Origin of the sequence: Anaerococcus kampingae (assembly GCF_046365475.1) — a bacterium.
Classification (GTDB): Bacteria; Bacillota; Clostridia; order Tissierellales; family Peptoniphilaceae; genus Anaerococcus; species Anaerococcus kampingae.
Map to the genome: position 1 here is coordinate 1 of NZ_JBGMEF010000020.1, position 20,533 is coordinate 20,533.

General features: G+C 35.1%; 18 protein-coding genes. All 18 read left to right on the forward strand.

The features are described from left to right. The first annotated feature begins 6 nt into the window (after window positions 1-6). The 18 genes from ACCQ42_RS06345 to ACCQ42_RS06430 all read left to right on the forward strand — a co-directional run bounded on the left by ACCQ42_RS06345 (window position 7) and on the right by ACCQ42_RS06430 (window position 20,444). On the forward strand, window positions 7-168 hold the full coding sequence (locus ACCQ42_RS06345) for a UTRA domain-containing protein (protein ID WP_410035707.1): 162 nt from the start codon (window positions 7-9) through the stop codon (window positions 166-168). Between the two features lie 659 nt (window positions 169-827). Continuing rightward, window positions 828-2,990: an alpha-galactosidase gene (locus ACCQ42_RS06350; RefSeq protein WP_410035692.1), complete on the forward strand. Its 2,163-nt coding sequence runs from the start codon at window positions 828-830 to the stop codon at window positions 2,988-2,990. A gap of 29 nt (window positions 2,991-3,019) precedes the next feature. Beyond that, window positions 3,020-3,934 carry an N-acetylglucosamine kinase gene (locus ACCQ42_RS06355; protein ID WP_410035693.1) on the forward strand — a complete coding sequence of 305 codons (915 nt, stop codon included), beginning with the start codon at window positions 3,020-3,022 and terminating at the stop codon, window positions 3,932-3,934. Window positions 3,935-4,338: 404 nt separating this feature from the next. Continuing rightward, the gene (locus ACCQ42_RS06360; RefSeq protein WP_410035694.1) at window positions 4,339-5,778 is read left to right on the forward strand and encodes a glycoside hydrolase family 1 protein; all 1,440 of its coding nucleotides are present in this window, start codon (window positions 4,339-4,341) and stop codon (window positions 5,776-5,778) included. A gap of 12 nt (window positions 5,779-5,790) precedes the next feature. Further along, window positions 5,791-6,243, forward strand: coding sequence for an RpiB/LacA/LacB family sugar-phosphate isomerase (locus ACCQ42_RS06365; RefSeq protein WP_265238633.1), 453 nt, complete (start codon window positions 5,791-5,793; stop codon window positions 6,241-6,243). Between the two features lie 11 nt (window positions 6,244-6,254). After that, complete coding sequence (lacB, locus tag ACCQ42_RS06370) at window positions 6,255-6,785, forward strand: galactose-6-phosphate isomerase subunit LacB (RefSeq protein ID WP_410035695.1); 531 nt, start codon at window positions 6,255-6,257, stop codon at window positions 6,783-6,785. Window positions 6,786-6,798: 13 nt separating this feature from the next. Further along, window positions 6,799-7,125 (forward strand): PTS lactose/cellobiose transporter subunit IIA, encoded by a 327-nt coding sequence (locus ACCQ42_RS06375; RefSeq protein WP_410035696.1) that lies wholly within the window; start codon window positions 6,799-6,801, stop codon window positions 7,123-7,125. A 16-nt stretch (window positions 7,126-7,141) separates the two neighbouring features. Then, window positions 7,142-8,833: a PTS lactose transporter subunit IIBC gene (locus ACCQ42_RS06380; protein WP_410035697.1), complete on the forward strand. Its 1,692-nt coding sequence runs from the start codon at window positions 7,142-7,144 to the stop codon at window positions 8,831-8,833. 27 nt (window positions 8,834-8,860) lie between these two features. After that, window positions 8,861-10,261 carry a 6-phospho-beta-galactosidase gene (gene lacG / locus ACCQ42_RS06385; RefSeq protein ID WP_410035698.1) on the forward strand — a complete coding sequence of 467 codons (1,401 nt, stop codon included), beginning with the start codon at window positions 8,861-8,863 and terminating at the stop codon, window positions 10,259-10,261. 149 nt (window positions 10,262-10,410) lie between these two features. Continuing rightward, a complete protein-coding gene (gene lacG / locus ACCQ42_RS06390) occupies window positions 10,411-11,814 on the forward strand; it encodes a 6-phospho-beta-galactosidase (RefSeq protein ID WP_410035699.1) in 1,404 nt (467 codons plus the stop codon). 34 nt (window positions 11,815-11,848) lie between these two features. Then, window positions 11,849-12,598 (forward strand): DeoR/GlpR family DNA-binding transcription regulator, encoded by a 750-nt coding sequence (locus ACCQ42_RS06395; RefSeq protein WP_410035700.1) that lies wholly within the window; start codon window positions 11,849-11,851, stop codon window positions 12,596-12,598. 18 nt (window positions 12,599-12,616) lie between these two features. Further along, window positions 12,617-13,543, forward strand: a complete 927-nt coding sequence (locus ACCQ42_RS06400) for a 1-phosphofructokinase family hexose kinase (RefSeq protein WP_410035701.1) — start codon at window positions 12,617-12,619, stop codon at window positions 13,541-13,543. 3 nt (window positions 13,544-13,546) lie between these two features. Further along, the gene (locus ACCQ42_RS06405; RefSeq protein WP_410035702.1) at window positions 13,547-14,530 is read left to right on the forward strand and encodes a tagatose 1,6-diphosphate aldolase; all 984 of its coding nucleotides are present in this window, start codon (window positions 13,547-13,549) and stop codon (window positions 14,528-14,530) included. Window positions 14,531-14,636: 106 nt separating this feature from the next. Beyond that, a complete protein-coding gene (locus ACCQ42_RS06410) occupies window positions 14,637-15,203 on the forward strand; it encodes a uracil-DNA glycosylase family protein (RefSeq protein ID WP_410035703.1) in 567 nt (188 codons plus the stop codon). A 440-nt stretch (window positions 15,204-15,643) separates the two neighbouring features. Continuing rightward, window positions 15,644-15,931: an AraC family ligand binding domain-containing protein gene (locus tag ACCQ42_RS06415; RefSeq protein WP_410035704.1), complete on the forward strand. Its 288-nt coding sequence runs from the start codon at window positions 15,644-15,646 to the stop codon at window positions 15,929-15,931. 137 nt (window positions 15,932-16,068) lie between these two features. Continuing rightward, on the forward strand, window positions 16,069-17,850 hold the full coding sequence (locus tag ACCQ42_RS06420) for a hypothetical protein (RefSeq protein ID WP_410035705.1): 1,782 nt from the start codon (window positions 16,069-16,071) through the stop codon (window positions 17,848-17,850). Window positions 17,851-18,015: 165 nt separating this feature from the next. Next, window positions 18,016-19,146 (forward strand): N-acetylglucosamine-6-phosphate deacetylase, encoded by a 1,131-nt coding sequence (gene nagA, locus ACCQ42_RS06425; RefSeq protein ID WP_410035706.1) that lies wholly within the window; start codon window positions 18,016-18,018, stop codon window positions 19,144-19,146. A 164-nt stretch (window positions 19,147-19,310) separates the two neighbouring features. After that, entirely contained in the window at window positions 19,311-20,444 is a 1,134-nt protein-coding gene (locus ACCQ42_RS06430) for a sortase (RefSeq protein ID WP_265237939.1), read from the forward strand. The last annotated feature ends 89 nt before the right edge of the window (window positions 20,445-20,533 follow it).

Here is a 20,533-nt window from a genome sequence, read left to right on the forward strand (position 1 = left end):
TCGTCTATGACAAGTCAAGTGGCAAAGACGATGAATCTAGAAGATAAGAGCCCATGCCTTAAAATAAGAAGGCTGTCCTATGATTTAGAAGATGATCTGATAGAATATACCCTATCTTACGCAAGGGCGGACCTCTTCTATTATGAAACTTCATATACCCACAATTAAAATACATAATCATATATATTTAAATTATAAATAATATATATCGTATATTATTATTTTAATACTAAATTGTACGTTTTATTAAAAAAGATAATAAACCTATAAGAGGATTTTTTTATAAGATATGAATAGAATTTATCTTATAAAAAATTCTCTTATCCCTCCTGTATTAATAATGGGCCTAATCTTGATGAAAACTTTCATCTTCATTATATCTAATATTTCCTTTATTTCTGAAATCAAATATAGGATACAATTCAAATTTTTATTAAAAATCTAGTTTATTTTTCTTATTCATTTTCATATTTTGATACTAAAATATAATTAGCCTAACCTTATATATTTGTTTAGATTAAAGAATTCATATGAATTTTGATGATACAGAAAATTTTGAGCGGCAACTATTATTTTAAATACCCAGAAAATTTCCTAATGTGAAATATAATTTACCAATATTTTTATAGTCAAATATATGGATTTTAGCTTTATATACATGACTTATAGATTCAAACACCAACTTGACAAAATCGTTTTCTTAAAATACATTATTATCAAACAATTATAAACATAAACAAACTAAACAAAACCAATATTAATATATAATTGAAATCTCATAGTTTGTCTAAAGTTCTGTTTGGCTAAATTAAAATAAGGAGGGGTTTATGAGTATTTCTTATAATGAAGAGAAGAGGATATTTAGTCTTCATACAAAAAACACTAGCTACCAGATGATGGTTGATGAGTTTGGGCATTTGTTTCACCTATATTATGGGCCTTTGAATCATGGAGATATGGATTATTCTATTGGCAAGGTTTATATTCCATTTCTGGGAAATCCTAATGAGGTTAACACCGATAGGTCTTATTCTTTGGATGCTTTGCCACAGGAATTTCCTACTTTAGGAACTGGGGACTTTAGAAATTATGCCTTAAATATTGAAAATAGTGATTTTTCTCAGTCTTGTAGGCTATTGTTTTATGATTATAAAATTAGTAAAGGTAAATATGAATTGTCAAAGCTTCCTCATATATGGGCGACAGATGATGAGGCAGAAAGCCTTGAAATAATACTAAAAGATCCAGTAAGCGATATAGAAGTTAGTCTTCTATATGGGATTATTCATGATAAAGATGCTATAACAAGAAGTGTTATCATAAGAAATAGAGGCAATAATCCTGTAAAAATCAAGAAAGTCATGACTGCCTGCTTGGATTTCCTATCGGGGGATTTTGATGTGATTAATTTTTATGGCAAGCATGCTATGGAAAGAAATTTTGAGAGGGTAAGTCTTGACCATGGTACTTATTCATTTTCTAGCAGAAGAGGTGCTTCTAGCCACCAGTACAATCCTGGGGTGATCTTGGCTGATAAGGATGCAAAAGAAGATTTTGGCAACTGTTACGGTATGCTCTTTGTTTATAGTGGCAATTTCTTGTGCCAAGTTGAAAAAGATCAGATCAATCAAACAAGGCTTCTGATGGGCCTTAATGACGAATTGTTTGATTATCCCTTGGACCCAGGCGAAGAATTTGTGGCTCCAGAAGTTATTATGTCATTTTCATCTGAAGGATTATCTAAGCTATCTAACAACTACCATAAATTGTTATTAAATAACTTGTGTAAATCTAAGCTTGTTAAAGAAACGAGACCGGTGCTAGTAAATTCTTGGGAAGCAGCGTATTTTGATTTTAATGCAGATACTCTTGTAAATCTTGCCAAAGAAGCAGCCGACCTTGGAATAGATATGGTAGTTATGGATGATGGCTGGTTTGGAAATAGAGATGATGATAATAGCTCACTTGGAGATTGGTTTGTCAATGAAGAAAAATTGGGCTGTACTCTAAATGAGCTTGTAAATAGGGTAAATGATCTGGGGGTTAAGTTTGGCATTTGGATTGAACCTGAAATGATTAATGAGGTAAGTACGCTTTATGAAAAACACCCTGATTGGGCTATTAAAATTAATGGAAGAGACCCTATACGTTCTAGAAATCAACTTGTTTTAGACTTTTCGAGGAAGGAAATTAGAGATTATATTTTTGAGAAAATATGCAAGGTGATAGATCAGGCTAATATAGAATATATCAAATGGGATATGAATAGGTCTTTAGATGATGTTTATAGTGGGACTTTGACCTATGATTATGTATTAGGTTTGTATGAATTTTATGAAAGATTGAGTGAGAGGTATCCAAACATACTCATAGAAGGATGTAGCGGTGGCGGAGGCAGGTTTGATGCTGGAATAATGTATTATTCTCCTCAAATCTGGACTAGCGATAATACCGATGCCATAAACAGAACAAAAATTCAGTATGGGTCATCTTTCTTTTATCCAATAGCCTTTACAGGATCTCATGTTTCTGCAGTTCCAAACCACCAAACAGGAAGAACTACCAGCCTTAAAACTAGAGGTATTGTTGCAATGGCAGGAACTTTCGGATATGAAATGGACCTATCAAAGCTAGATGATTCTGAAAAACAAATTGTAAAAGACCAAGTAAAGACTTACAAAAAATACGAAAAGTTAATTCGCTTTGGAGATTATTACAGGTTATCAAATCCTTTTGAAGATGAAAATGCTGCCTGGATGTTTGTTTCAGAAGATAGGTGTGATGTACTGGTTAATCTTGTAAGGACCTATATTGAAGCCAATATGCCAGTGGGTTTTGTTAAGCTTAAGGGTCTTGATAAGGAGGCTTTCTATATTGATGAGGAAAGTAAAATGATATATTCGGCAGTTGCCCTAATGGAAGTGGGCCTTGCCTTGCCAGTTGCTAAGTCAGAATATGAGGCTTATCAATTTAAGCTTAAGAAATTATAGAATTATAAAAATCAACAAAAGGAGGAGTTATGACTAGAGAGATATTTTTAGGAGTAGATGGGGGAGGAACAAAAACAGCCTTTATCCTATCAAAAGAAGGAGAAGAATTCTACCACAAGGAAAAAACAATCCACCTAAGCCAAGTATCAAGAGAAGAGTTCAAAAAAAGAATCGAAAATGCTATAGCTAACTTGACCAAAGAAGCAAATATAAGCAAAGAAGAAATAGCCTATACCTTTTTATCTGTACCAGGCTATGGCCAATATCCTGATGATGAGGCCTTCATAGACGAAAGCTTAAGAGAGCTTCTAGGATCTGATAAATTTAAGGTAGGTAACGACTGTCTAAATGCCTGGGCAGGATCCCTAAATGCTAAACCAGGCATAAACTTAATCTTAGGTACAGGATCAATAGGTTTCGGCCTAGATGACAAGGGAGAAAGCATGAGATGTGGCGGTTGGGGCCCACTCATAGGAGATGAATCAAGTGGTTATTATATTGGAAAGAGATTAGTCAATTATTTTACCAAACAAAGTGACGGTAGAATCCCCAAAACATTACTCTATGATGAAATTAAAAAAGAGCTAAATATAGATGATGACTTTGAAATAATTCCCCTAACAGATGGCATGACAAGAGATGAGCTAGCAGGAATTGGTAAGATATTTTCAAAGCTAATAGAAAATGAGGATGAGTGCGCCCTAGAACTATTAGATAAAGTTGCCTATGAAGCAGCCCTTACAATCAATACCCTAGGCAAAAAATTAAGTTTTGACGGGGAAATATTAGCGTCTTATTCTGGTGGAGTTTTTAACCTTGGAAAGGCATTAACAGATGCTATAGAAAAATACCTAGATGAAAATATCAAATTAGTAGCACCATACGCAGACCCAACTATGGGAGCTTTAATATTAGCTAAAAAATATTGGGAAGAAAACAAATAAAACATTGAAGACTTTTTGTATAATTTAATTTTATACGAAAAGTCTTTTTTTATGAAAAATATATCACTATTAAATTATTTTATAGTAAAACAAACATAAACGAAAATTAAAAAAATAATCTATAAATTAGAAGGCAGAGGGTTAGAAGTTAAATGTTTTTTATAAAGCTTATATTTTGAAAAGTATAGTTAAAATCATGTATTAGAGGCCCATAAGATTTTTATAAAATAAATATACATAGGCAATTATAAAAAAATAATAAAAAATTTCAAGAAAACGCTTGACAAAGAAATCAATTTCCTGTATACTGAAATCAAACAAAAACGAAAAAAAGAAAACACTATCAAACAAAAACGATAAAAAGAAAGTGCTAACGAACAATTAAGGTTTTATAGGAGGTATTAGTGAAAAATTATTTTCCAAAAGGTTTCTTGTTGGGTTCAGCAGCAGCGGCTTATCACAACGAAGGGGCTTTCAATCAAGATGGTAAGGGCATGATGGTTGTAGATGTTTTGCCCCACTCTCCACTTGATGGGAGAGATGATGATCCAGAGACTTTTAATCTCAAACACTTAGGGGTGGATTTTTATAACAGATATAAGGAAGATATAAAACTTTTTGCTGAAATGGGGCTTAGGGCTTACAGAACCTCAATTTCTTGGGCAAGAATTTTCCCTAAAGGCATAGAGGATAAACCGAATGAAAAAGCCCTAGCTCACTATGATGACATGCTAGATGAGTTGATTAAAAATGGCATTGAGCCAATTATAACTATCACCCACACTGGTGAAACTCCTCTATACTTAGCAGATGAGTTTGGCGGATTTTTAAACAAAAAAGTAATTGATTGTTATATTAAATATGTAAAGACTATAGTAGGCAGATATCACACCAAGGTTAAATATTGGTTGACTTTTAATGAGATAAATATTTCAAGCGACCAACCATTTTTCCACCTAGGTGTAAGTGATGATCTAATAAAAAATGATCCACAATCAAGGGAACAACTTATTTTTAATACCTTCCTAGCTTCATCAAGGGCAATCAAGGCAATCAAGGAAATAGACAAAAACGCTCTAGTTTCTCAGTCGACAGCCATAGGTCCAATTTACCCATATTCAATGGATCCAAGTGATAACCTAAGCGCATATTTTGACAATAGAAGGATGCTTTTCTATCCAGAAGTCCACGTTAAGGGAGAATATCCATCTTGGAAGCTAAAAGATCTTGAAGATAGGGGAATAAAGCTTGATGCAAGCCCAGAAGAATGGGACCTTATAAAAAATAATACAGTAGATTTCCTAGCTTTTTCTTATTATATGTCAGGCTTAAGCAAGGCAGATGAAAAAAGAGGTGAAAAGTCATACTCGAATGAGATGACCAAACTTAAAAACCCTTACATTTCTTATACTGAATGGGATTGGCCAGTAGATCCTGTTGGTCTTAGAATCTTGTCTAACATGCTTTGGGATAGGTATCAAAAACCACTTATGGTAGTGGAAAATGGCTTTGCTAAGATAGAATCCCTTACAGAGGGTAAGGACGGAGAATTAACCGTAGAAGACGATTACAGGATAGAAGTTTTAAGAGAACACCTTTTGGAATTAAACAAGGCCATGGGAGATGGAGTAGAATTCTTAGCCTATACAAACTGGGCTGTAGAAGACTTTGTTTCAGGCACAACAGGTACTATGAAAAAAAGATGGGGTTTCATTTATGTAGATAGAAATGACGATGGATCAGGAACCCTTAAAAGATATAAAAAGAAAAGTTTTTATTGGTATAAAAAAGTTATTGAAACTGATATGGATTCCTTATTCGAAGAAAACTATTCAGAAATATAAAAAGGAGGCAGTATGAAGGTATTTCTAGCATCCGACATGGATGGAAAAGGGCTAAAGGATGCTTTAGTCGAAGAAGTAAAGAGACTTGGCTATGACTACGAAGACCTTACCCAAGAAGGATTCGATCTAGTAGATAGCTCAGAGGCAGTATGTAAGAAACTTCTAGAAGTAGATGGCATGCTTACATCAGGCTCAGATGACCAGTCAGTAGGAGTGGTAATCGATAAGTATGGGGCAGGTTCCTACATGGCTTGTTCAAAGCATAAGGGAATGATAGCTGCAGAAGTCAGCGAAGAAAGATCGGCCCTAATGACAAAAAGACACAACGGAGCAAGAATCCTAGTTATGGGATCAGCTATAGTAGGCGAAGAGCTCGCCAAATCTTGCCTAAGATCATTCTTATCACACGGCTATGACGGTGGTCGTCACCAAATAAGAATTGATATGCTAAACAAAATGCTTTAAGGAGGTCTAAAATGAAAATAGCATTAGGATGCGATCACATAGTAACAAGCCTAAAGATGCAAGTATCAGATCATCTCAAAAGCCTAGGCCATGAAGTCTATGATGTAGGCTGCTACGACAACACCAGAACCCACTACCCAATCTACGGCAAAAAAGTAGGAGAGTTAGTAGGAAGTGGCGAGTGTGACCTAGGAGTAGTACTTTGCGGTACAGGAGTAGGGATTACAACAGCAGTAAACAAGGCTTTCGGCACCAGATGTGCCCTAGTAAGGGATGTAGAAACAGCAAGAGCAGCAAGAAGAGAACTAAATGCCAACGTTATAGGCTTTGGTGGAATGATAGTCGGCAAGGACCTAGCTTTAGAAATAGTAGATGGATTTTTAACTACAGAATATGAGGCAAGTCCAGAAAGAGAAAAAATAATCGGAAAGATTATGGCTATCGAAGAAGGATACAAAGAAGATAAGAAAGGCCAAGTAGCAAACCAAGAATTCTTCACAGAATTTATAGAAAAATGGGACAGAGGCGAATACCACGATTAATAAGGAGTAAAAAATGGCAAGCGAAAAAAATTTAACAAGACAAGACATTGGTATGATAGGCTTTGAAATTGTAGCCTATTCAGGAGACGCAAGAAGTTCATTACTTGAAGCTATTAAGTGTGCAAAAAGAGGTGAATTTGATAAAATAGAGAATCTTGTAAAAGATGCTCAAGAGAACCTAAACATAGCTCATGCTAAGCAAACAGAAATGCTGGCCCTTGATGCCCAAGGCAAGGAATTAGAAATAGGTTTTATCATGATCCACGCCCAAGACCATCTTATGACAAGTATTTTACTAAAAGATATTGTGTATGATTTATGCGAAATATACAAAAAATAAAATTTAGGAGAAAATTATGGATGCAATAATTAGAGGAATAGAAAAAATCACTCCATTTTTTGAGAGATTATCCAGAAATAAATACATGGTAGCCATCAAAGATGGCTTCATGGAAACCATGCCAATAGTAATATTTTCTAGTATTTTCCTATTAGTAGCCTATATACCAAATATTTTTGGTTTTTATTGGTCAGAAGGAATGGAAGCAATTCTTACCAAACCTTATGCCCTATCAATGGGACTATTAGGTCTAGTAATGTCAATTACAACAGCTAGACACTTTACAAGCGGACTTAACAGAGAGATGCCAATTGATAATCAAATCAACGCGACATCTGTAATGTTTGCTTCACTTGTTTCTTTTATGTTCCTAGCAGTAGACCAAATTGAAGGCGGTCTATCTAATGGATTTTTAGGATCTACAGGACTTATAGCAGCCTTCATATCTACCTTTGTAGCAGGTAATATTTACAAGGTTTGTATCAAAAATAACCTAACAATCAAAATGCCTAAGGAAGTTCCACCTAACATTTCCCAAGCTTTTAAGGATATTATTCCTTTTGGATTTACTTTAGTATTCTTCTGGTTATTTGATATGCTTATTAGAAATCTTACAGGTTCTAACTTAGCACAGGCAATTATCGTACTAATTCAACCACTATTCTCAGCAGCAGACAGCTGGCTTGGACTAGCAATTATCTACGGAGCTATGGCCTTCTTCTGGTTCATAGGAATCCACGGCCCATCAATCGTAAACCCAGCTATTAACGCAATAGCCTTTATTAACTTAGCTAACAACACAGCTGCTTTCCAAGCAGGTCAACACGCAACTGCAATTGTTACACCAAACACAGGTGAATTTATAGCAACCCTAGGTGGTACAGGAGCAACTTTTGTTGTACCATTTATGTTTATGTGGTTAGCTAAATCAAAACAAAACAAGGCAGTAGGTAGGGCAGCAGTAGTGCCAACATCTTTCGGTGTTAACGAGCCAATCCTCTTTGGTGGACCACTAGTATTAAACCCAATGTTTATGATTCCATTCATCTTTGCACCAATAGTAAACGTATGGATCTTTAAGTTCTTTGTAGAAGTGCTCGGCATGAACTCAATGATAGCTCAAATGCCTTGGACAACACCAGGCCCAATTGGAGCCTTTATATCAACAGGTTTTTCTCCATTATCAATAGTGATGATGATAGTAATACTTGCCGTAGACGTAATTATCTACTTTCCATTCTTCAAGGCCTATGATGCACAAATCCTAAAACAAGAACAAGAGGAAGAAGCTTTATTAAGAGAAGCAGGAGTAGAGTCTGAAGCAGAACTTGATATGGCAGATAAGGCAGAAGAAGAAAGACTAATCGAAGAAAGCAAAAATTCAGATAAGGAAACAACTGTCCTAGTATTGTGTGCTGGTGGAGGTACAAGTGGACTTTTAGCTAACGCTTTGAATGAAGGTGCAGCTGAAAGCGGAGTCAAACTAAGGGCTGCAGCAGGTTCTTATGGGTCTCACCACGATATATTACCAAAATACGATGTAGTAGTATTAGCACCACAAGTTGGATCTTTCTATGAAGATATAAAACAAGATACTGACAGAATTGGTAACCAATTAATCAAGACAGCTGGTAAAGAGTATATAGCCTTAACAAGAGATCCACAAGGAGCTGTTAAGTTTATACTTGAAAAAACTAAGGAAAAATAAGAAACAATTACCTAGAAAGGGAAGAAAATGAAATTTAAAGACGATTTTATCTTTGGTGGAGCAACAGCCGCCTACCAATGTGAAGGAGCGACAAAGGAAGATGGAAAGGGACTAGTATGTTGGGATGTTTTCTATGAAGAAAATGACCTCTACGATCCAGATCCAGCCAGTGGATTTTACCATGAATATAAACAAGACATTGACAACTGTGTTAAATTTGGCATCAATGGTATAAGAATTTCCATAGCTTGGACAAGGATTTTCCCACAAGGTTTTAGCGAAGTCAACCAAAAAGGGGTAGACCACTATCACGATCTTTTCAAATATTGTCTAGACAATGGTGTAGAGCCATACGTAACCCTCCACCACTTTGACACTCCTTATGAGCTAAACATAGACGGAGACTTTACTAACGAAAAAGTAAGAGAAGACTTCTTAGCCTATGCAAAGTTTTGCCTAGATGAATTTACCGAAGTAAAAAAATGGGCGTCTTTCAATGAAATTTGGCCTTGGTCTGTAAATCAATTTATAACTGGCACCTTCCCACCAGGAAAGAAATACAGGTTTGACCTTGCTGTGGAAAATATCCACGGTATGCTAACCTGCCACGCCAAGGCCCTAAACTACTTCAAAGATAATAATAAAGAAGGGGAATTTGGAGTAATCCATTCCCTAGAAACCTATTATCCAATAGACGAAAAGGCAGAAAATATAGAAGCAGCTAAGAGATATGACGCCATCGCAAATGGTTTATGTATCGAATCTGTACTAGCAGGTAGATATAGCCAAGAAACTCTTGATAGGGTAAATTATATCCTAGAAGTAAATGGTTTTGATAAGTTTGTAGCTGAAGAAGCGGACTTAGCAGAAATGAGAAAAGCTTCTCCAAGACTAGACTTTTTAGGCATCAACTCCTACCAAGCTCACTGGATGAAAGAATACGAAGGTGAAAACCTCCACATCCACAATGGTACAGGCGATAAGGGATCCTTCAAGAGCCAGCTTAAGGGTATGGGTGAAGAAGTGAAAAGAGATGACATTCCAAAGACAGATTGGGATTGGTCAATTTACCCACAAGGTCTTTATGATATGATAATGAGAGTTTCAGCCTATGATAACTGCAAGAAAATCTACATCACAGAAAATGGTCTAGGTCTAAAAGAAAAATTAAACAGCGAAAAAACTGTAAATGACGATGCAAGAATAGACTATGTAAGAGACCACCTAAAGGCAGTTCTTAAGGCCAATGAAAATGGCGCTAATGTAGCAGGCTACTTCCTATGGAGTCTGATGGATATGTTCTCTTGGTCAAATGGCTATAATAAGAGATATGGCTTCTTCTTTGTAGACTTTGACACTCTAGAAAGATATCCAAAGAAGAGTGCTTATTGGTGGAAAGAATTGACAGAGATCAAGGAATTAAACTAGGCCTTAAGACTAGTAAACTAAATTTCAAATACTTTATAGATAGATAGACCCACTTGGAATCAAGTTAGTAAAACCTGGAAGCCTCAGTATATGAGGCTTTCTAGGGATTATTAAGCTTGGATTGATTTCGTAAAAGAAAGTATGAAAGAATGAGAAAATTACCAGACGATTTTATATTCGGGGGCGCAACAGCTGCCTACCAATGCGAAGGCGCAACAAAAGCTGATGGAAAGGGACCAGTAGCCTGGGATAAGTACCTAGAAGAAAACTACTGGTACACAGCAGAACCTGCCAGCGACTTCTACCACAAATATCCAGTTGACCTTAAACTTGCAGAAGAATTCGGTGTTAATGGCATAAGAATTTCTATAGCATGGTCAAGGATTTTCCCACAAGGTTTTGGGGAAGTAAACCAAAAAGGCCTTGACTTCTACCATAGGGTTTTTGCAGAATGCCATAAAAGAGGGGTTGAGCCATTCGTAACCCTCCACCACTTCGATACTCCAGAAGCTCTTCATTCAAATGGGGACTTCTTAAATAGGGAAAATATCGAACACTTCGTAAACTATGCCAAGTTCTGCTTTGAAGAATTTAAGGAAGTAAACTATTGGACAACCTTCAATGAGATAGGACCAATAGGCGATGGCCAATATCTAGTAGGCAAATTCCCACCAGGGATTAAATACGACCTTGCTAAAGTTTTCCAATCTCATCACAATATGATGTTAGCCCATGCAAAAGCTATACTTGCCTATAAGGAAAAAGGCAATGATGGGGAAATAGGCATAGTTCACGCCCTACCAACCAAGTATCCTTTCGACCCAACAGATGAAAGAGATGTGAAGGCGGCAGAGCTAGAAGATATTATCCATAATAAATTCATCCTAGACGCAACCTATTTAGGTGATTATTCTAAAGAGACGATGGAAGGTGTTAACCATATTCTAGAAGTAAATGGTGGTAGTCTTGACATTAGGGATGAAGATATTAAAATTTTAACAAAAGCTAAGGACCTAAATGACTTTTTGGGAATCAACTACTACATGAGCGATTGGATGGCTCACTTTGATGGAGAAACTCAAATTACCCACAATGGCAAGGGTGATAAGGGCGGATCTGTTTATCAAATCAAGGGGGTTGGCCAAAGAAGGTTTGATGTAGAAGTACCAAGAACAGATTGGGACTGGATGATATATCCAAAGGGTCTTTATGATCAAATAATGAGGGTAAAAAGAGATTATCCAAATTACAAAAAGATCTATATTACAGAAAATGGTCTAGGCTACAAGGACGAATTTGTAGATAATACAGTATATGACGATGCTAGGATTGATTATATCAAAAAGCACTTTGAAGCAATTTGCGATGCCATAGATGATGGGGCAATTGTCAAGGGATATTTCTTATGGTCACTTATGGATGTATTTTCATGGTCAAATGGCTATGAAAAGAGATATGGTCTATTTTATGTAGACTTTGACACTCAAGAAAGATATCCAAAAAAATCAGCCTATTGGTATAAGGACCTAGCAGAAACAAAGGAGCTTAAGTAATCTCTTGACATAAGCTTCTAGAATGGAAAAGCAAATGTTAAAAGAAGAAAGACAAAAGATAATTCTAGATAAGTTAAATGAAAATGATATTATCCAGGTTTCTCAGATGACTGACCTTTTGGATGTTACAGATATGACTATTAGGCGTGATTTGAAGGAGCTTGAGGAAAAAAACTTACTTGTGAGGATTCATGGGGGAGCTAGCAAGATTGATAAGGCTCGTCCTAGGGAGTTTTCTAATGAGGAGAAACTTCTTAAGAACAAAGACCTTAAGATAGAGATTGCCAGGAAAATTAGCGACCTTTTGATGGAAGAACAGAATATTTTCCTTGGTGCAGGCTCAACTATAGAATATGTTAGCAAATTTTTGGGCGATAAGAAGCTAAATATTTTTACCAACTCCCTCTATCTTTTTAATAAATTAGTCTTTCTTGACAATATTAATATTAAGTTAATTGGAGGAGAGTTTAGGAAGGTTACGGGTGCCTTTGTGGGAGCCCTTAGCCTTGAGCTTGTCACAAAGATGAGGTTTAACCAGGCCTTTATAGGTGTAAATGGGATAAATAAGGGCAAGGCCTATACCTATAGCCCAGAAGAAGGAATTTTGCAAAAGATGATTCTTGATAATTCCTTAGAGAGCTTCCTTGTGGCAGATTCCTCCAAGCTTGGTTATGAGGACTTGTATCATTTTTATAATCTGGAAGATGCGAAATTCATCACAGATCATGAAATAAGCCCAAAGCAGGTCCTAGAAATTGAGAAATATACAGAGATAATAAAGTAATTCCATAAAGGAGAATAGATGATTTTAACAATCACAGCAAACCCTTCTGTTGATATGTCCTACCAGTTAGAAACACTTAATATAGATGGTGTGACAAGGACTGATAGGGTAATAAAACATGCTGGTGGTAAGGGGATTCACGTAGGCTATGTCCTAGGTGAATTAGGAGATGAAGTTGTTCATTCAGGCTTTGTAGGCGGCAAGCTTGGAGAATTTATCGAAGAAGGCTTAAAGGAAAGAGGCCATGAGGCCAGATTTGTAAAAATCAAGGAGCCAACAAGAAATTGCCTAGCCATCCTACACGAAGGCAAGCAAACAGAAATCCTTGAAGCAGGGCCAACTATTAGCCCAGCTGAAAGGGAAGAATTTATCAAAAAGCTTGATGAAATAAGTACAGGCTGCAAGGTAATTTCGATATCAGGGTCTCTTCCAAAAGGTCTTGATTCAAGTTTTTATGAAGAGATAATTGCCTATGCCAAAAACAAAGGCATCTTTGTGGCAGTAGACACATCAGGGCAAAGCCTAAAAGATGTAGTAAATGTAAAAATCAAGCCAGACTTAATCAAGCCAAACGAAACAGAAGTGGCAGATTTACTAGGTGAGGAAATTACCAAAGATAATATCAAAGAAGCTCTCAAAAAAGCTCCTCTTGCGGACATAGAATATGTAATAGTGTCCTTAGGAAAAGATGGGGCAGTCGTAAAGGCAGGAGATAAGATATTTAAGGCAAGTGTTCCAGCGGTTACTGCCATAAATCCGGTAGGAAGCGGGGACTCATCGCTTGCAGGGGCAATCTATGCCATAGACAAGGACAAAAGCCCAGAAGAAGTCATCAAAACATCGATGACCTGCGGCCTTTTAAATGTCTTAACAGAAGAGATAGCCCATATAGAAATAGAAAATTTTGACAAATACTACGAGCAAATCAAAGTGGAGGAAATATAAGAAATGAAAATTTCACAAGAAAAATTAGCAAACCTAAAAAAATTATTAAATGAAGATGGAGCCATCGCAGCCCTAGCCATTGACCAAAGAGGTTCAATGGAAAAAATGATGGAAGCTGCAAATCCTAGCCTAAACAACGTAGAAGGAATAGGCACATATAAGGAATTAGTATCAAAAGAGCTTACACCTTTTGCATCATCAATCCTTCTAGACCCAATTTATGGTGAAAAGGGAATCAAAGCAAAGGATGAAAATGCAGGACTCATCCTATCCTACGAGCAAACAGGTTATGATGAATACGATGAGGGTAGACTTCCAAGATTAATAGACTTCATGAGTGTATTAAGAGCTAAAGAAATGGGAGCAAATGCAATAAAAACCCTACTATACTACGATTGTGATGATGATGAAAAGACAAACGACATCAAAAAAGCTTGGGTAGAAAGAGTTGGTTACGAATGTGAAGGTATAGGTCTACCACACTTCTTAGAAATAATCACCTATGATAGAAATATGGATTCAGAAAAAGGTGCAGAGTATGCAAAGGTAAGACCACACAAGGTAAATAGCGCCATGAAAGAATTCTCAGACCCAAGATACAAGGTAGACGTATTAAAGGTAGAAACTCCAACAAACATGAACTTTGTAGAAGGCCTAGGCAAGGAAGAAGCCGTATACAGCAGAGAAGAAGCCATCAAACACTTCAAAGACCAAGCTGAATCAACAAACCTACCATTCATCTTCCTATCAGGCGGAATCACAGCAGAACTATTCCAAGAAACCCTAAGACTAGCCAAAGAAGCAGGATCAAACTTCAACGGAGTTCTATGTGGTAGAGCTACATGGAAAGACTCAGTAGCAATCTTTGGAAAAGAGGAAAAAGAAGCCAAAGAATGGTTAGAAACAAAAGGAAAAGAAAACATCCAAACTCTAAATCAAGTACTAAAAGAAACAGCTCACAGCGTATTTGAAAAAATTGAAGAATAAAATATTAGAAGCTCTGACTAAGTCGGAGCTTTTATTTTATGCAAGTTTTGGGTATTCTTATAAAAAGACAAACTTAAATAAAATAGCTTAAATATAAGGAAACATTATGGAAGAAGTAATCGAAAAACTTAAAAAAGATCCAAGGAATAAAGCCTATACAGAAAGAGGCATAGGTCCCATTTTTCAATTAAATAAGGATTCAAAAATCCTAATAATAGGCCAAGCACCAGGAAAAAAGGTCGAGGAAAGTGGGATTTTATTTGCAGATAAGAGCGGCGAAAACCTAGTAGATTGGTTAGGCATAAGCATGGATGATCTTCATAGCAAAGACTATTCAATAATACCAATGGATTTTTATTATCCGGGTAAGGCAAAATCAGGAGATAAGCCACCGAGGAAATTTATAGCAGAGGAATACCATCCTCTTATATTAAGACAATTAGAAAATGTAAGGCTGACAATCCTTATAGGAGCCTATGCTCAAAAATACTATCTTGGAGATAAATTTAAGAAAAATCTCACAGAAACAGTAAGAAACTATAAGGCCTATTTACCAAAATACTTCCCCTTAGTCCACCCAAGCCCACTAAACAACAGGTGGATGGTAAAAAATCCCTTTTTTAAAGAGGAAGTATTGCCGAAATTAAAAGAAATTATTCGAGAGATTTTATAAATTAAATATAAGAACTATAGAAAAATATAAAGAATTGAAATGATTAATAAAATTATATGTATATGAGTTTATCGAATAATAAAGTTGTGTTATAATATAAGTGTTATCATCCGTCTTTCATAGCATGAGAGGAGGTGATTTCATGCGAGAAGTACTTGACTTCATTCTTGCTATCATAGTACAAGTAGTTGGTTATTACTTGTGCAAATGGCTAGATAGCAGAAAAAAGGATGATAATTAGTATAGAAAAAGAGACGAGTCGGTAGCTCGTCTCTTTTTGTGATTCCATGCTTTATACTTGACTTCATGGTTATCTATATTATACCATCCATGGTATGTTTATCAAATGTACTAAAATTATTCTTATATTAAAACTATTGTAATATAATATAGGGTAGAATTATATAAATAGGATTTATTAAAAAATAAAGGGAGGAATTATGAAAAAAATAAGTGCAAATATCTTAGATGGCAAGTTTGAACATTTAGTAGATGAGGACAATTTACAAATTACCCACCTACAAATCAAAAAAGGCGAAGAAGTACCAAGACACAAATCAGATAAAAATGTAGTAGTTGTAATATATAAGGGCAAGGTAGATTTTAAGGGAGAAAATGGAAGCGAAATAATAAGGCCAGGAGACATTATCACAATGGATCCAAACGAAATGCACGCTCTAGAAGCCATAGAAGATAGTGACCTTATGGTTATTAAGGCAAAAATTTAAGTAAATATTATATATCAGACGGGTGGATACTTTATCCACCTGTTTTATATTGTGCTTATAAAGATTTTACTAATTTATAAAAGTAACGCAAAATGATATAATAAAAATAAGAAAATCTATATATTTAAGGAGAAGCTATGAAAGGGAAGAAAATTTGTAAATTAGCAGCTATAATGATGTTTGCATCATTATTTCCACTAGGAATAAATACTGCATTGGCTGATGAAGGGGATACAGTTCCAAACACAGAAGGCACAGAAGTCAAAGAAAAAAACTTAAAAGATTATCAAAAAGACTTAGAAGCAGCAGAAAAAGAAAAAGCAAAAGTAAATGAAGAAATCAATAAGGTTGATGAAGAAATAATATCTAAAACAAGTCAAATAGATCCAAATCAAAGCAGACGAGATGCTTATGAGAAACTTGTAGAACTAAAAAGAGAAAGAAATAGGGTTGACGATGATAAAGAACAATTAGAAAAAGATCTTGAAGACCTTAAGAAACAAGGTTCTGAAAAACCAGATGTTTCAAAATTATTTCCAAGTCAAGAAGAATACGAAAATCAGAAAAGAAGAAGTGAAGAAAGAAAGGAACAAATTAAAGGCGCTAGCATAGAACGAGATCAAAAAAGTAAGGAATTAAAGAAAAAACAAAAAGAAATTTTCATAAAAAAATATGAAAAAGAAAGAAGAGAAGAGAATTTCTCTAATTTAAACGCAGAAGAGAAAAAAGATGAACAATTGAAAATAGGTGGTCTTAAGTTTGAGATTAATCAACTTGATTCACAAATTAAAGATTTAAAAACAGGCTTAAATAAAGATGAAAATATATTTAGGGATTATGAGTCTCCAAAGCTTAAAGAAATGGATTATCAGCTTGAGATTAAAAAAGAATATGAAGAAGGAAAGGTAAATCTTGATAATATAGATATTAAGATAGCTGAAAATGAGACCAAGGCAAAGCCTGCTATAAATGATTATATAATTGATGAACAAAAATATAATGAAGTTTCTAAGCAAGTTAATGATAAAAGATCTGAAAAATCTAAAGTTGTAAAACAAATTGAGGAAAAAAGCTCTATAGCTTCTTGGATAATTAAGATTCAAAACGATGAAAGAGACTTATATTATCAAAAAAATAAAGATAAATTAAAAAGAGAACAAGAAAAAATCCAAGAGGAAACTAAGTCTCTTGCTAGCAGAAAAAATGAACTTGATGATGAATTGAGTAAATTGGGAGCAGAACTTAGCAAGGCAATAAAAGAGAACAATACCTCATCTAGATATTCTACAGAATATACTGTCAAAGCTAATAAATATAAAGAATTAAAAGCGTTTTTAGAAAATCCACTAGGCTCTACTGATAAATTAATAAAAGAAAAAGAAAACTTAATAGCTGAGAAAAAAGCTGAACTTAAAAGAATGAACGAAGAAATAGCTAGAGTTGAAGAAGCTAAGTCAAATATTAAGGATTTAACTGAGGAAGAAAAACAAAAATTACAAAAAGAAATAGACGAGGCTAAGGACAAGAAACTATCTTACTTAAATAAAAGAGAAGAACTAGAAAAAGAAATCGAGAAAATACAAGAGATAATAAAAGTTTTGATGGTCAAAGAAGATAAGACACCTGAGTATTATGACAATAATTATCTAGGATACTATAACTTTATGACATCAGAAAAAGATGATGAAGTAGAAATTCAAGAAAAAGATAAAGAAAAGATGGTTATATCAATATCAAGACTAAGAATAGCCTATAATAGAAGTGTTGAGGTATTCAAACGTGCGCAAGATTTTGTAAATAATAAGCAAATGTCAAAAGAAAGAAAGCAAAGATTACAAAGTCTACTAGAAAAACAAGTATTCCTATTATCAAAAACAAGGCTAATAATAGAAAGATTAGAAGAAATTTATAGTTATTAAAATCTAAATCTGATTTTACAAAAGCATAAAATGAAGAAAGGCGAGCGGTTGACTCGTCTTTTTTTTTAGGAATAAATAAGAATACATATTATTATAATGGTCACTACCATATATTTTGGGTATCATATTATTAGAGAGATTATTTGAATGACTAAGGGAGGAATTATGTTTTATAAGGCAGAATATTTTATCCTAGAAGATAGGATTTTGGAAGATTATTTTATGGAAGTTGATGGTGGGAAGATTGTGGGATTTTCTAAGAAAGTGCCTGATTCTTATGAGGACCTTGGTGAGATTGTGGCTCCTGGTCTTGTTGATACACACATCCATGGCTACCATGGTAAGGATATCATGAATGCTGAAAAGGGGGCCCTAAATGTGATTTCCAAGGGGCTTTTGGAGTGTGGGGTTACTAGCTTTTTGCCTACTACACTTACAGATTCTAAAGAGAGAACTGATGCGGCTTGTAAGGTGGTTGGCGAAGAATATAAAGATGTTGAAGGGGCTAAGGTTAGGGGAATTTTCCTTGAAGGGCCTTTCTTTACAGAAAAGTACAAGGGAGCCCAAAACCCAGCCTACATGTCTGATCCAAAGATTGAATATTTAAAAGAATGGAAGGACCTATCTGATGGCCTGGTAAATAAGATTGCTATCGCTCCTGAAAGGGATGGAGCAATTGACTTTATCAAAGAAGCTAACGCCATGGGCGTAAGGGTTGCACTAGGACATTCTGATGCCTCTTATGATCAGGCGGTAGAAGCAGTTGAAGCTGGGGCAAATATATTTGTCCACACCTATAATGGTATGAGCGGCCTCCACCATAGGGAGCCTGGCATGGTGGGTGCTGCCATGAATACCGATGCTATTTCAGAGCTAATTTGCGATGGTCACCATGTAAATCCTCATGCTGCTAATATTTTAATGAATGCTAAGGGTAGAGACCACATTGCCCTAATTACAGATTGCATGTCCGCAGGCGGCATGGCTGATGGGGACTATATGCTAGGAGATTTCCCTGTGAAAGTTGAAAAGGGAACAGCAAGGCTAAAGGATAGCGGATCTCTTGCGGGTTCTATCCTAAAATTAAAGGATGCCATCAAAAATGTTGTTGACTGGGATATTGCAGATGTCTTTGAAGCTGTTCAAATGGCAAGCCTTGTGCCAGCCAAGTCTGTCGGCATAGATGATGTCTGCGGTAAACTTAAGGAAGGCTACGCTGCCGACTTTATAGTTCTTGATTATGATATGAACCTAGAAAAAACATTCTTAAATGGCAAATTAGTTTATAGCAAATAAGATGTTTAGAGCTTCTCAGAGATGAGGAGCTTTTTAATTGAAGAATAATGATAATCGTTATTGACAAGTCTTTAAATTTTTATTATAATTATTAAGGTTAATTAAGTAACTAACAAGAAGCTTTAAATAGCTTAAGATAATTATTATATAAATTTGGAGGATTTATGAAAGTAAAACATAAAGCAAGCTTAGCCCTAGCCTTATTATTGGCGATAAATATAGTTCCTGGAAGAGTAGATGCAAGCCAGGTAATGGAAGAGATGCCTAAGCAAGAAACTATGAGTGAAGAAAAGGATGTTGAAAATCCTATACCACTTAGTGATGAAACCACAAAAGATGATGAGACAAAGGCTTTTGAGGAAAAAGTTGCTAAGGCTAAGGAAGAACTTAAAAAATATTTAGATTCAATGGATGAAGAATCTGTAGACAATCCAGCTATAGCTTACGAAGGCCAAGCTAAGGAAGATATCAAAAATTCTATAACAAGAGCAAAAGAGCTTTTAAATGATGAAGAAATTGACCAAGCAAAATTGGAAGAAATCGAAAAAATCCCATTTAAAAAAGTCAATGGTAAGAAACAAGGTTTATTTAGAGACTATACCCATAAGGCTTTAGTGAATTTTCAAGTAGAAGGTGAAAGATCAAATAAGAATCCTCACAACAATAAAGCCTATGTAGGACTTAGGGATAATAAAATCAAGATAAAATCAAGCTTTAAGGGTCTAAAAAAATCTGGAGAAAGCAAGAATAAATTTATAAAGTTAAACTATGTTACAGAAGATGATTACAAGGCAATGAAGCTAGATGGAGTATCAGCTGCAACACCAAAATACAAAAAACAAGAACTCCCTCAAGATGATTACATAATAAGGGAAGTAGAAGATGGCTATGAGATAGAAATCACCAAACTACCAGCAGATGCGAAATTCATAAAACCTATAGCCCTAGTTAAATTTGCTGATGGAACATATTTTGAAAATGGTGATATAGTCTATGTCAAAAACGAAAATTCAGCAGCCAAGTCTTCAAATCTAGATAAAGTAGATGAAACAAGCGAAGCTACTAAAAAATTTGAAGAAAAGAAAGAATTAAATAAAGAGCATAAAAAATCTCAAAAAGTAGACCAAACAAGCGAAGCCACAAAAAAGGATAAAAAAGAAGATCCTAAGCAAGAAAGAAAACAAGATGTAAAAGCCTCATCCCAAAATGTAAAGACAGGCGTAGGCTCATCTCTTCTAGCTATCCTAGGCTTTGGAGCAAGCTCAACTGCTCTATTTGCAAGTAAGAAAAGAAAATAATATTTTAAAGAGTCCTTTTGACCTGAACCCGTAAACACGGAATAATTTAATAATATTTTAAGCGGGTCTGTAAATAATTTTGTGTATCA

Coding starts and splice junctions, on each gene's coding strand:
- ACCQ42_RS06345 (WP_410035707.1), top strand. CDS start 7: ATGACAAGTCAAGTGGCAAAGACGATGAATCTAGAAGATAAGAGCCCA.
- ACCQ42_RS06350 (WP_410035692.1), top strand. CDS start 828: ATGAGTATTTCTTATAATGAAGAGAAGAGGATATTTAGTCTTCATACA.
- ACCQ42_RS06355 (WP_410035693.1), top strand. CDS start 3,020: ATGACTAGAGAGATATTTTTAGGAGTAGATGGGGGAGGAACAAAAACA.
- ACCQ42_RS06365 (WP_265238633.1), top strand. CDS start 5,791: ATGAAGGTATTTCTAGCATCCGACATGGATGGAAAAGGGCTAAAGGAT.
- lacB (WP_410035695.1), top strand. CDS start 6,255: ATGAAAATAGCATTAGGATGCGATCACATAGTAACAAGCCTAAAGATG.
- ACCQ42_RS06375 (WP_410035696.1), top strand. CDS start 6,799: ATGGCAAGCGAAAAAAATTTAACAAGACAAGACATTGGTATGATAGGC.
- ACCQ42_RS06380 (WP_410035697.1), top strand. CDS start 7,142: ATGGATGCAATAATTAGAGGAATAGAAAAAATCACTCCATTTTTTGAG.
- lacG (WP_410035698.1), top strand. CDS start 8,861: ATGAAATTTAAAGACGATTTTATCTTTGGTGGAGCAACAGCCGCCTAC.
- lacG (WP_410035699.1), top strand. CDS start 10,411: ATGAGAAAATTACCAGACGATTTTATATTCGGGGGCGCAACAGCTGCC.
- ACCQ42_RS06395 (WP_410035700.1), top strand. CDS start 11,849: ATGTTAAAAGAAGAAAGACAAAAGATAATTCTAGATAAGTTAAATGAA.
- ACCQ42_RS06400 (WP_410035701.1), top strand. CDS start 12,617: ATGATTTTAACAATCACAGCAAACCCTTCTGTTGATATGTCCTACCAG.
- ACCQ42_RS06405 (WP_410035702.1), top strand. CDS start 13,547: ATGAAAATTTCACAAGAAAAATTAGCAAACCTAAAAAAATTATTAAAT.
- ACCQ42_RS06410 (WP_410035703.1), top strand. CDS start 14,637: ATGGAAGAAGTAATCGAAAAACTTAAAAAAGATCCAAGGAATAAAGCC.
- ACCQ42_RS06415 (WP_410035704.1), top strand. CDS start 15,644: ATGAAAAAAATAAGTGCAAATATCTTAGATGGCAAGTTTGAACATTTA.
- ACCQ42_RS06420 (WP_410035705.1), top strand. CDS start 16,069: ATGAAAGGGAAGAAAATTTGTAAATTAGCAGCTATAATGATGTTTGCA.
- nagA (WP_410035706.1), top strand. CDS start 18,016: ATGTTTTATAAGGCAGAATATTTTATCCTAGAAGATAGGATTTTGGAA.
- ACCQ42_RS06430 (WP_265237939.1), top strand. CDS start 19,311: ATGAAAGTAAAACATAAAGCAAGCTTAGCCCTAGCCTTATTATTGGCG.